Below are 13,090 nucleotides of genomic sequence, written 5' to 3' on the forward strand. Positions count from 1 at the left end.
ACAACTTTTAATTTTATTAATGTGTTTTACCCGCTGTAAGGCAGTAAATAAAAGCGCTAAGCGTGCAATTTAGATCTCAAAAAGGTTTGTAACTAATGACAAAAATATCATTACCATCTCATTCACCTCTATTAACAAAAGAATTTGTTTATGGTGTCGCTACCGCATCATTTCAAATAGAAGGAGGTTATGAGCACCGCTTACCATGTATTTGGGATACATTTTGTGACACGAAAGGTAAAATAGCTGACAACTCGAATGGTCATATAGCCTGCGATCACTATAACAATTGGCAACAAGATATAGATTTAATCGAATCATTAGGCGTAGATGCATACAGGCTTTCAATATCGTGGCCACGAGTTATTACGCGCTCAGGCAAACTTAACCCAAAAGGCGTTAAATTTTATACTGACTTACTCGATGAACTAAATCGCAGAAACATAAAAGCTTTTGTTACGCTTTACCATTGGGACTTACCACAGCATCTAGAAGATGAAGGTGGCTGGCTTAGCAGACAAACAGCTTACGAATTTGAGCGATATGTTGAGTTAATTACCACCGCATTCGGAACTCGTGTATTTTCGTACGCTACATTAAATGAACCATTTTGTAGTGCTTTTTTAGGTTACGAAATTGGTATACATGCACCGGGTTTAGTAGGTAAACAATACGGTAAAAAAGCAGCACATCATTTATTACTTGCTCATGGTTTAGCTATGAAAGTACTTAATAAAACATCGCCTAGCACACAAAATGGCATAGTGCTTAATTTTACCCCAGCCTACCCGCTTACAGACTCGCAAGCAGATATAGACAGTGCCAAATACGCTGATGACTATTTTAATCAGTGGTACATGAAGCCGATTATGGATGGAGAATATCCAGACATAATAAACCAATTACCTAAAGATCATTTACCTGAGATACACCCAGGTGACATGGCATTAATTTCGCAGTCTATCGATTATTTAGGCATTAACTTTTATACTCGCCAAGTATATAAAGCACACCCTACTCAAATATATGAAGCAATAGCACCAAATGGTCCGCTTACTGATATGGGCTGGGAAATTTACCCGCAATCATTCACTGAATTACTTGTTGATTTACATAAAACGTACACGTTACCACCAATGTATATAACAGAAAATGGTGCTGCCATGCCAGATACCATAAATAATGGGGTGGTAAACGATCAAGACAGGCTTAGCTACTACAACATGCATTTAAATGCTGTTCATAATGCAACCGAGCAAGGGGTCAAAATTATTGGTTACTTTGCATGGAGTTTAATGGATAATTTTGAATGGGCTGAAGGGTATTTAAAACGCTTTGGCATAGTATACGTTGATTATGAAACCCAACAACGTACTATTAAAGCAAGTGGCCACGCTTATAAATCACTTATTTCTAATCGATAAAATAAAAATAAAGCGGGATAAAATCAACATGGTAAGTGTAAAAGAAAAAATAGCATATGGCCTTGGCGACACCGCCAGCAATATTATTTTTCAAACGGTTATGATGTTTTTAATGCTCTACTACACTGATGTAGTTGGGCTCTCGCCTGCGCTTGTAGGCACCATGTTTTTAGCAGTGCGTATTTTTGATGCTGTAACCGACCCCGTTATGGGTAACCTTGCCGACAAAACGCATACACGATGGGGGCATTTTCGTCCCTATTTATTATGGCTCGCCCTGCCTTTTGCCATTATTAGTATTTTGGCGTTTACCACTCCCGATTTAAAAGGCAATGATAAAATAATCTATGCTTTTACAACTTATACGTTACTTATGGTGGCATATACCGCTATAAATATTCCTTATTGCGCCCTAGGCGGTGTACTTACAAGCGATGCAAAAGAGCGCGTTACAATTCAGTCATATCGTTTTGTATTTGGCATGTTAGGCGGTGTTATTGTCGCAGGCTGCACCATGCCAATGGTTGACTATTTTGGCCAAGGCGATGCGGCTAAAGGCTATCAATACACCATGACCGCCATGAGTGTGTTAGGCCTTTTACTTTTTTTACTGTGTTTTTTTGGTACTAAAGAGCGAATACAGCAGCCAAAAGATCAGAACATTCCTTTTATAAAAAGTATTAAAGCACTAGTTAAAAACGATCAGTGGCGTACTCTGTGCCTTGCCGCATTTTTTTTACTAACCGGTCAAGTGTTAAGGCTTACCCTTGCCGTTTACTACGTAAAATATTATTTAGGCCGCGACGACTTAATTACCCTCTTTATGACCTTAGGTGTTGCAGCTAGCATGCTTGGCTGTGCATTAGCACAACCTCTGGCAAAACGTTTTTGTAAAATAAAAGCTTATATTAGCTTACAACTCATTGCCGCTGCTATTTGTGGGTTTAGTTACTTTATTAGTAAAGACTCTTTAGTACTTGCATTTACTGCCTTTATTTTATGGAAGTTCTTTTTAGACATGGCCACGCCTTTATTATGGGCAAAAATGGCCGACACCATAGATTATGGGCATAAAAAAACGGGAATACGCATAACAGGCTTAGTGTATTCCGGCGTAATATTTTTTATAAAAATGGGCGTTGCTGTTGGTGGTGCAATTGCAGGATGGCTACTGTCTTTTTACAGCTATCAGGCAGATGTAACACAAACCATTGATACTCAAAATGGTATTTTACTTTCGTTTACCGTGCTTCCAGCCTTTGGCTCGTTATTTGTAGCGTTTGTTATGCGTAAATATACGCTCAGTAACACACAGGTCGAGTCTATTCAGGCATCGCTGAAAACTAGTACTAGTTAACATTTTACGGGTGCGCTATTATTTGGCCGCCAAATAAAGGATATAAGTGAGTTAACAATAACATGGCCACAATTTATGAAGTGTCAGAACTTGCAGGGGTATCATTAGCGACGGTTTCACGAGTCATGAATAAAAATACCCGCGTAAGTGAAAAAACCACTAAAAAAGTACTCGATGCTATGCAGCAGCTTGGTTACAAGCCTAATTCTATTGCGCAATCGCTTGCTTCTAATCGCACTAATAGTGTGGGCATTTTGGTTTCAGAACTACATGGCCCTTTCTTTGCGCAAATGATGGCAGGAATAGAATCTGCACTTAGAGCTGCCGGAAAGCACGTCATTATTACCACCGGCCACAGTGAAGACGATAAAGAAAAAGACGGTATTGAATTTTTAATTAGCCGTAAGTGCGATGCGCTTATATTACATGTAGAGTCAGTATCTGACGAATACCTTATTGAACTCAGTAAAGGCAGCACGCCTATTTACTTAATTAACCGCTACTTAGATGAGCTTAAAGACAACTGTATTAGCCTTGATAACGAACTGGGTGGCTACTTAGCGAGTAAATCTATAGTAGAGCAAGGTCATACTAATATTGCCTATATTGCAGGTCCTCAAGTCAAAGCCGATGCTCGCAACCGCTTAAAAGGACATAAAAAGGCACTTTTAGAAAAAAACATTCCGTTCAACGATGCATTGTTTTACGAGGGTGACTTTAATGAAATTGGCGGTAGCAAAGGTCTTGAGCACTTATTAAACACTCAACTCCCCTTTAGCGCTTTAGTATGTGCTAATGATGAAATGGCGTCAGGTGCCATGAAGTATGCCCGCGAACATGGCTTTAATTTACCCAAAGACTTGTCGGTAATTGGTTTTGATAACGTTATTTTTGCAAATTACCTGTATCCAACTCTCACCACAATAGATAACCCGGTTGAAGAAATGGGAGAAATGGCAGCAAAAATGGTACTTCAAAATGTGTATCAGTATAAAAACTTATATATAAATCGAGTATTTGAGCCAACACTTATTAACCGAGATTCTACGCAGGCGTTATAAAAATAAAGTAAAATAAAAAACGGCGCAAAAGCGCCGTTTTTTATATGTAGTGTTAAAGACTTACTTTGCAATCCAAGGCGTTACTTTAACTACATTATTAATATTACCTAGTATGGTTGCATCGTCTTCCCAGTCATCTTCAACTGCAAAGTAACAAACTGATTTTTCACACTTAATATTTTTGTCAGCTAATTCTGTTGGTGCATTAAATGTAACTGCAACACCTTGTTGCTCTGGCAGTAAAAACCACATTAGCTTACTTACAAAAAAGCCTGATAAATCAGTTAATAACTCATCTAATTCTGTATTAATGGTATATAAGGACTGCTTAGAAAGGGTCAGCCCTTCAAGCTCATTTGCTTCTATTTGCAATTTAAGTTGGCAATCATGATTTGGGTTTTGCGGCTCTACAACAATAACAGCTTTATCGGTATCGAGCTGTTTATCAAACGGCAAAAGTAATTGCGCTTTATCAGTAAAGTTAAGCGGGTATTCGTTGTTTTCAGTTAAAATTGTGCCGCTTTTTATTGCGCACGCTTCGTTGGTCGCAATATCGCTAATGTAAAAGTTGACTCGTGCATATTGAAAATCGCCTTTATTTACCACCTTTAACCGATCGTAAAATCCATCATACGACATAACAAATTCTTTACCGTTAACGTTTAGTGCGACAGCACTTAGCAATAATAGCGATATAGCTTTAGTGCTTTTTATAATACTTTTATTCATCAAAGTAAGCTCTGTTTTGGTTAATCATTGTGTTTAGCTCTTCTATATAAGCTTCGCCACGCTGTGAGTACGACATTAAACCGCGTGTTAACTCAGTAGCCAAAATTGGCTTTTGCTCTAAACGTAAGTTTGCACGTATGGCACGTAACTCTTTATAAGCATTGTGAGTATTTATATTTTTAAAGTATGCACTAACAGCAGCACGTACCGACTTAAACGCAGCAACTTCGTGTGCAGCCCCTGTGTTTCTGCGCTTTGGCACCATGCCACAGCCTTTTGAGTAACACCACTGGCCAAAAAAGTTAAGGCCTATGCGTGCAAATCGTGAAGTCCCCCACGCCGATTCATTCGCTGCTTGCATTAGCGCAAGCTCTTTAGGAATAATATCCACACGGCGTAAGGCTTGTGTAATATTAAGCGTATTAACCGTTTGTGGTAAACCATACGACTTTAATATTTGAGCCGCATCGTTATTTTGTTTTTTCAAAAGAGGTTCGTTATTTTCAAGCATCATACGAACAATTTCTAATTTTGCACGTTGCTGTAATATTTTTTTATTTTCAGCATCTACATGGGGTCGAATAAAGCTAAAAAAGGCATGCTTTTTTTCTTTAACGTCGGAAAATTCCGAAAACTTAGGCAGTTTAACGTTATGAAGTGGCTTTTCTATTTTCTTAACTTTTTTAGGTTGTTCAGATGTTTGCTCGTCTAAATCAATGTCACCACTTTGTATAAACGGGTAAGCAAGAGCCCAAACAAAAAATACAGTTAGTAAAAGCTTAAAAATCGTTTTTAACATCTATTCTCTCTATTAATATTAGGGCGTATTGACCTTTAGTGATTAAGTTTGCAGCAGTGTGTTTGGCATTTAGGCAAGGCAGAGCCTATGTAGTGTGGTTATTCCCCATAAATAGGCGATAACGCAGCATAAATGCAAAACATGCGCTGCCCAAAGGGTTCTTCCTAGGGGCGATTAACTCATTGTTGCTCAATTTTTACTTATTCTTACATGGATGTAAGCCAGTAGAATAACGCAGAAGCAGTTATCGAGTCCGCTAGGTTACAAATCTTTCGCCGCGATAAAATCGTCCCTAGATCGAACAAATTTAATCCACAAAGATCAACACGCCCTGCTTATGTATGGGTGATACACATACATACGGACGCGCATTATACCTAAGCCACTTTATAAAGGCGAATAGCGTACTTTGTTCATTCGCAATTTATAACTGCAAAGGTATACTGAGCCAATACCGTGTTTAATAACGTTTTGTGAGTAAAGCTGTATGCATAAACAATGGCAAAGTAGAATAATAGAACAATATAAACATCGCCCAAACGATAACCGCTCACCCTGGCAGGTAGATCGTTCCCGTATTATTCATGCTGCAGCATTTAGGCGCTTACAAGCCAAAACTCAAATTATGGGAATTGGCCTAAACGACTTTTACCGCACTCGTTTAACGCATTCTTTAGAGGTATCGCAAATTGGTACCGGCATACTGCGCCATTTAAGAGCACAGCACAGTGATTTTGAGCACTTTCCTTCAACAGGGCTACTTGAAACCTTATGCTTAGCCCACGATATAGGGCACCCGCCATTCGGCCACGGAGGCGAAATAGCCCTTAATTATATGATGCGAGATCACGGTGGTTTTGAAGGCAATGCGCAAACATTACGTATCGTTGCAAAGCTTGAGCCCTACTCGAACGGGCACGGTATGAACCTAACACGCCGTACTTTGCTTGGTTTTATCAAATACCCTGCTTTTATTAACGAGTTATGGCACACCATTCCAGAGGCAAATAACACACGCGCATTTATTAAAGCGGATGATTGGCGACCTGCCAAAGGATTGTATAACGATGATTGCGCTATATTTAACTGGATCATAGCGCCGCTAAGCCAAAGCGATAAACAGCTTTTAAGTAACAATGCACCTATAGATAAATACCGCGCTAAAACAACATATAAATCACTCGACAGCGCAATAATGGAACACGCCGACGATATAGCCTACGCCGTACACGACTTAGAAGATGCCATTGCAACCCACGTACTCACATTAGATGATTGGCAAACGCATGCGCGTCCTCATTTAAATGCGCTTAATTATGAGTGGTTAAACGCCATGCTTGAATCTCTCACGCAGCGTTTATTTTCAAAAAATGACTTTGAACGAAAAGATGCAATAGGCGAGCTGGTTAATACCTTTATTATTAATATACAGTTAGATATACAAAACGATGCATTTGAATGCCCTATTTTAAAATACACCGCAAAGTTAAACGCGCAGTACGAGCAAGTGCTACAAATACTCAAACACTTTGTGTTTCAACGCTTAATACGCGACCCCGAAATGCAGCAAATAGAGTTTAAAGGTCAAAATTTACTAATAGAGTTATTTACTGCGTTTGCAAGCGACCCGCTGCGTTTATTACCCGAAACAACTCAAGCACAATACATAGAAGCGCAAAAGCAAAACCAAGGCATGCGTATTATTTGCGATTATTTGAGCGGAATGAGCGACGAATACGCTTATAAAACGTATCAACGATTGTTTTCACCTATGCAATAATACCAACCTGCATAAATCTTTGATCAATTTAACGAATTAAATTGCACTATAACGTCGTTAAAAATTTTTTATTTAGAACAACTAGATACAAAAATTTTTGCCTAGTTCTAGCGTAATTTTCTTAACGTTAAATAGACCCCATATATAAGCAGATTGGTATAACTAACTAGCTAACATTAAAAAGACTCAATACCCATGTTATATAGCGTAAAGCCAAATATATCAGCGTATTGCTCAATTACCTTACTTGTTGGCGTACCAGCGCCATGCCCTGCATTTGTTTCTATACGAATAAGTGCTGGATTACTCCCCGTTTGCTTTGCTTGAAGCTCAGCGGCAAATTTAAACGAATGCGATGGGACAACGCGGTCATCATGATCGCCCGTTGTGATCATTGTAGCTGGGTACTCAACACCTGCTTTTACATTATGAAGTGGTGAATACCCCTTTATGTATTCAAACATCTCTTTACTTTGCTCACTGGTGCCATAGTCGTATGCCCAGCCAGCACCCGCAGTAAATGTATGATAGCGCAGCATATCAAGTACACCTACGGCAGGTAGAGCCACTTGAAATAAATCAGGGCGCTGCGTCATTACAGCGCCAACTAGTAAGCCTCCGTTAGAGCCACCACGAAGTGCTAAGCGCTTTTTAGAGGTGTATTTTTTATCTTTTAAATATTCTGCTGCAGCAATAAAGTCATCAAACACATTTTGCTTTTGCAGTTTTGTGCCCGCATTATGCCAATCTTTACCGTATTCACCGCCACCACGAATATTAGCAACGGCATACACACCGCCTTGCTCAAGCCAAAGTGCATTAACGGGGCTAAAACTTGGCGTTAAACTTACATTAAAACCACCGTAACCATATAAAATAGTTGGGTTTGACCCATCAAGTTTAATACCTTTTTTGTAGGTAATTACCATTGGTATTTTAGTGCCGTCTTTTGATGTGTAAAACACCTGCTCAGAGGTGTAATCGTCGCTATTAAAATCAATAGCCGACTTACGATAAACACCCGACTCGCCAGTTGATACATCAAATGTATAGGTTGTGCCCGGTGTTGTGTAATTAGTGAATGAATAATAAAGCGTTGTTTGATCTTTTTTACCACCAAAGCCATGTGCAGTGCCTACAGCTGGTAAAACAATTTCACGAATTAACTCACCTTTTTTGTTGTACTGTTTAACCTTCGAGATCGCATCAACCATATAATTGGCAAAAAAGGTATCGCCACCTTTTGTAAGGTTTAATACGTTTTTTGTCTCTGGAATTAAATCGACCCAGTTGTCAGGTGTTGGATTGGCAGCATCTACTGTCACTACTTTTTTGTTTGGCGCATTAAGGTTAGTAACAATGAACAGCTTGCTGCCTTCATTATCAATCACTGATACATCTGAATCAGTATTATCAACAACCGTTAAAAATTCGCTGTTCTTTTTTGTTAAGTCTTTTATAAACAGCTTATTGCCTGAGGTAGACGTACTTGCCGATATAAGTAAGTAACGACCATCATGGGTTACGTCAGCGCCAACATAACGATGTTTTTGCGCATTGGTTTCACCAAATACCACAATGTCAGCAGATTGCTTTGTTCCTAACTTATGATAATACGCTTTATGCTGATCAGTTTTAGCCGAAAGCTCACTACCTTTAGGTTTTTCGTAACTTGAATAATAAAAGCCCTCGTTACCTAGCCATTCTATGCCGCTAAACTTAACATCAACAAGTGCTTCTTCGACTTGCTCTTTAGTATGAGTATCAATAACAATAATTTTGCGCCAATCACTGCCACCTTCAGATATTTGATACGCTAGTAATGAGCCATCTTTTGAAAACGATAAACCCGACATCGACGTCGTACCATCGTCACTAAATTTGTTTGGATCTAAAAATACTTCAACGTCGCCGCCATCTTTACTGCGATACAAAACATATTGGTTTTGTAGACCATCGTTTTTGTAAAAATAAGTGTAATCCCCTTCTGTAAAAGGAGGGCCTATTTTCTCGTAGTTCATTAGTTTTTCAAGGCGTTGCTTTAACTTATCGCGATAAGGTATTTGCTCTAAATAAGAAAACGTTAAATTGTTTTGCGTTTTAACCCAATCAGCGGTCTCTTCGCTCATATCATCTTCTAGCCAGCGATAAGGGTCTGCAATAGTTTCTTCAAAATAGGTATCTACTACGTCACCTTTTTTTGTTTCTGGGTATATAACTGCGTTAACTTGTTTCATAGGTGGTTTTACTTCTTCTTGCGTTACCGTATTGGTTGGCTCTGAACAGCCACTAAGTGCTACAAGTAGAGCACATGCTAGAGTATGTTTAAACATTAGGAGTTCCGTTCTTCTTTATTATAAATAGTGTCCTTAAGCTATTAACTTTGAGTGCTTTTGTCTATTCAGATGCGTTATGTAACATTTATTGCTGTAAACAAATGTAAACTTAGGCTTTAATGGTGTTTATAATTAATAACAATAAAAGACTACATTATGAAAAACGAACACACGTTTAAAAGCTTTAAAGTATTTTACCCTTATTATTTAAAAGAGCATCGTAATGTTACCTGCCGCCGTTTACACTTTGTGGGCAGCGTACTTGTACTTGCCGTTATCGTAATTGCGCTATTAAAACAGCAATACACCCTATTATGGTTATTGCCTGTTATTGGTTACGGATTTGCTTGGGTTGGGCACTTCTTTTTTGAGAAAAACCGCCCTGCAACTTTTAAACACCCTTTTTATAGTTTGTGGGGAGATTGGGTCATGTTTAAGGATATGCTAATTGGCAAGATAAAATTTTAGCTTATTTTTATATCAATTTTTTATAAAAAAGCAATTTCCTCTATGTTTAAAATATAGTCATCTATTTCAGCGTACTTATTTTTTTAACGACCCATAAATGTTAATTTAATTAACATTTATGGGTCGTTTTTTATTTTTATGTTTAAAATTTATTTATAATCAGATCTTAATTAATTGCCAAGCCAATAAAAAATACACCTTTACATATAACTACCTTAACTTATCATCTCATCTTACCAGTTAATTAAACGTTAACCTGCCTTTGTTAAAATAACTTATTTCCCATCAGTAACTTACACATCTCTATTTCTATATAACTAAAATCACTTTGAATATATGAATTAGTAAAATGTAATTATAAAAACATTCAGTTTAATTGAATGTTATTCAATTGACTCGGTTTGTTAATGCCGTATATGTTCTAAGTAACAAAGCAATTTGTTAAAAACAGGCTTACATAAAAGCCTTGGTAAGTTCTAAAGATTTACTTATACAACAACAAAATAATTCAATGGGTTTGAGGGAAAAACAACATGAATAAAAGACCATTATTTAAATTAAAACAAACTGCACCACAAAAACTGCTGGCGTTAAGCGTATCAGCAGCCTTATTAGGTAGTTTTTCAATTAATGCAGCAGAGCAAGAGCCACAAGCACAAAAAGACATAGAACAAATAAGCGTTATTGGCTCTCGCCGTTTAGGTCGTACAGTTGAAGATAGCGCGGTGCCTATTGATATTATTGGCGCCGATGCACTTAAAAGTTCAGGCCTTACCGAAACAAATGCATTATTAAGTAACTTATTACCAAGCTTTAACTTTCCGCAGGCATCTCTTACCGATGGTAGCGACCATGTACGCCCTGCACAGCTTCGTGGTTTAGCACCCGATCACACTCTAGTACTTGTTAATGGTAAACGCCGTCACAGTAATGCATTACTTAACTTAAATGGCTCAACCGGTCGTGGCTCTTCGTCGGTAGATTTAAACGCCATACCAGCAAACGCTATTGAGCGCATTGAAGTTTTGCGCGATGGCGCCGCAGCGCAATATGGCTCTGATGCAATAGCGGGTGTTATTAATATTGTACTTAAAAGTGCAAGCAGCGGCGGATCTGTCGCTGCAATTTATGGCGCGAATGTAACCGAAATGGACGGCGTACCTCAGCTTGAATCTGTATCTGAGGGTAGCGATGGTAATTTAGCATTTACCGAAGGCGGCGATCGCTCATTAACAGACGGTCAAACATTAACGCTTCAAGGTAATATGGGTTTTGAACTGGGTGAAAATGGCTTTTTAAACATCTCGACTGAATACCGCGACCGCCACTCTACAAACCGCTCCGACTACGATGACCGTGAAAATTATGCACGCATAGATGACGGTTCAGTAAATGGGGCGCTCGACCCTCGTGAACTCACTGTAAACCGTTACAACCATAACTTTGGTAATGGTGATGTAGAAGATTTCTCCGTGTTTTATAACTCAGCTCTACAACTCACTAACGATGCAGAACTCTATTCATTTGGTTCTTACTCTAAACGTGAAGGTGAAGGCGGCGGGTTTTATCGCCGTGCAAGCGACAGCCGTAATATAGAAGAAATTTACCCAGACGGCTTTTTACCGGTGATCACCTCAGACATAAACGACTTTTCATTAGCACTTGGCGTTAAAGGTTTTTTAAACGAATGGAATTACGATGTATCCGCAGTATATGGTCAAGATGCATTTGAGTTTGGTGTTATAAATAGCTTAAATACATCATACGGCCCTACTAGCCAAACAAGCTTTGATGCCGGCACCCTGACTTACGATCAGCTTACTTTAAACGTAGATTTTAATCGTGAAGTAGACGTAAGCTTTTTAGAAAGCTCGGTAAGTGTTGCTTTTGGTGCAGAGTATCGTACCGAAGGTTACGAAATTGAAGCTGGCGAAGAAGCGTCATACGCACAAGGGACATTTGGCCCAGGTGGTGAGGTTACTGGTGAAGATGGCCCGTTTGGTGCTGCAGGCTCACAAGTATTTCCAGGTTTTACCCCAGAGTCTGAAGGTGACAACAGCCGCCACAATGTTAGCTTTTACATAGACTTAGAAACCTACCTTACAGATGATTGGAACATAGCTGTTGCAGCGCGTTACGAAGATTACTCTGATTTTGGCGATACGCTCAATGGTAAAATTGCAACACGTTATTCGCTCACTGAAGATTTAGCCATTCGTGCATCGGCATCAACAGGTTTTAGAGCGCCTTCATTACAACAGCAATACTTTACATCTGTTGCAACAGTATTTGTTGATGGCGAGCCAACCGAAACAGGTACCTTTGCACCAAGTAGCGATGTAGCACAAGCCCTTGGCTCACCAGGTCTTGATGCAGAAGAAGCTACTAACTACGGTGTCGGCTTTACGTGGTCTACCGACTTTAACTTCAGCTTATCGGTTGATTACTATCAAATATTAATTGATGACCGTATTGTACTGTCTAACAATTTGTCGGGCGATGCAATTGAAGCGCTATTAGCAGGCACTGGCGCAACACAGGGTCGTTTTTTCTTAAATGCGATTGATAGTAAAACACGTGGTGTTGATGTAGTTGCTTCATACAATGTAGCAACTGATGGCTATGGCGATATTGCCTTTAACTTAGGCTATAACTATGGCAAAAACGAAGTAACCAATATTATTGATCCACCAGCCGAGCTACAAGGCGCTGGATTCGATCAAGACAACTTATTCTCAGGCACTGAGCTGCGTCGTTTTGAGGTAAGTACACCGCGTAACAAATACAATTTAAGTGCTACGTGGACTAACGATGATATTCGAACCACGCTTAGAACAACCCGTTACGGCGAGACTCAAGACCCATCATCAACTGCTGAACTAAATGAAGTGCTAAAACCAAAATGGATCACCGACTTAGACATCGGTTACGCGCTTACCAATAACGTATCGTTGAGCGTGGGTGCAAATAACATTTTTGACGTTTACCCAGATGCAACACGAGAAAACGTTGAAGAGCTATCAACCTTCTCGCGTTTATTTGCTTATTCAAGCTTTTCACCGTATGGATTTAACGGACGCTACGTGTACGGCAAAATTGAAATGAAGTTTTAACTGTACCAAACTATTTAAAATAC

9 protein-coding genes are annotated in these 13,090 nt (G+C 39.1%); 6 read left to right on the forward strand and 3 right to left on the reverse strand.

The window, feature by feature from the left end; translation table 11 throughout:
- Positions 1 to 95 precede the first annotated feature (95 nt).
- The 3 genes from J8L73_RS18090 (at position 96) to J8L73_RS18100 (ending at position 3,842) form a co-directional block, all read left to right on the forward strand.
- Complete coding sequence (locus J8L73_RS18090) at positions 96 to 1,424, forward strand: GH1 family beta-glucosidase (protein WP_211019147.1); 1,329 nt, start codon at positions 96 to 98, stop codon at positions 1,422 to 1,424.
- 28 nt (positions 1,425 to 1,452) lie between these two features.
- The gene (locus tag J8L73_RS18095; protein ID WP_211019169.1) at positions 1,453 to 2,781 is read left to right on the forward strand and encodes an MFS transporter; all 1,329 of its coding nucleotides are present in this window, start codon (positions 1,453 to 1,455) and stop codon (positions 2,779 to 2,781) included.
- A gap of 62 nt (positions 2,782 to 2,843) precedes the next feature.
- Positions 2,844 to 3,842, forward strand: a complete 999-nt coding sequence (locus J8L73_RS18100) for a LacI family DNA-binding transcriptional regulator (protein WP_211019149.1) — start codon at positions 2,844 to 2,846, stop codon at positions 3,840 to 3,842.
- Positions 3,843 to 3,902: 60 nt separating this feature from the next.
- Here J8L73_RS18100 and J8L73_RS18105 read toward each other — a convergent pair whose 3' ends face one another.
- Together J8L73_RS18105 and J8L73_RS18110 are read right to left on the reverse strand one after the other, a co-directional pair.
- Positions 3,903 to 4,571, reverse strand: coding sequence for a DUF2987 domain-containing protein (locus tag J8L73_RS18105; RefSeq protein WP_211019151.1), 669 nt, complete (start codon positions 4,569 to 4,571; stop codon positions 3,903 to 3,905).
- A complete protein-coding gene (locus J8L73_RS18110; RefSeq protein ID WP_211019153.1) occupies positions 4,564 to 5,370 on the reverse strand; it encodes a glucosaminidase domain-containing protein in 807 nt (268 codons plus the stop codon). The genes J8L73_RS18105 and J8L73_RS18110 overlap by 8 nt, the downstream gene beginning before the upstream one ends.
- A 487-nt stretch (positions 5,371 to 5,857) precedes the next feature.
- Here J8L73_RS18110 and J8L73_RS18115 point away from each other — a divergent pair, with 487 nt between their 5' ends.
- Positions 5,858 to 7,150, forward strand: a complete 1,293-nt coding sequence (locus J8L73_RS18115; protein WP_211019155.1) for an anti-phage deoxyguanosine triphosphatase — start codon at positions 5,858 to 5,860, stop codon at positions 7,148 to 7,150.
- Between the two features lie 176 nt (positions 7,151 to 7,326).
- Here J8L73_RS18115 and J8L73_RS18120 read toward each other — a convergent pair whose 3' ends face one another.
- Positions 7,327 to 9,483 (reverse strand): prolyl oligopeptidase family serine peptidase, encoded by a 2,157-nt coding sequence (locus tag J8L73_RS18120; RefSeq protein WP_211019157.1) that lies wholly within the window; start codon positions 9,481 to 9,483, stop codon positions 7,327 to 7,329.
- A 159-nt stretch (positions 9,484 to 9,642) separates the two neighbouring features.
- On the opposite strand from J8L73_RS18120, the gene J8L73_RS18125 reads away from it, so the two are divergent.
- On the forward strand, positions 9,643 to 9,954 hold the full coding sequence (locus tag J8L73_RS18125; RefSeq protein WP_211019165.1) for a DUF962 domain-containing protein: 312 nt from the start codon (positions 9,643 to 9,645) through the stop codon (positions 9,952 to 9,954).
- A 533-nt stretch (positions 9,955 to 10,487) separates the two neighbouring features.
- The gene (locus tag J8L73_RS18130) at positions 10,488 to 13,067 is read left to right on the forward strand and encodes a TonB-dependent receptor (protein ID WP_211019167.1); all 2,580 of its coding nucleotides are present in this window, start codon (positions 10,488 to 10,490) and stop codon (positions 13,065 to 13,067) included.
- Positions 13,068 to 13,090 lie beyond the last annotated feature (23 nt).

The sequence above is a fragment of the Pseudoalteromonas sp. MMG006 genome, assembly GCF_018101025.1.
Classification (GTDB): Bacteria; Pseudomonadota; Gammaproteobacteria; order Enterobacterales; family Alteromonadaceae; genus Pseudoalteromonas.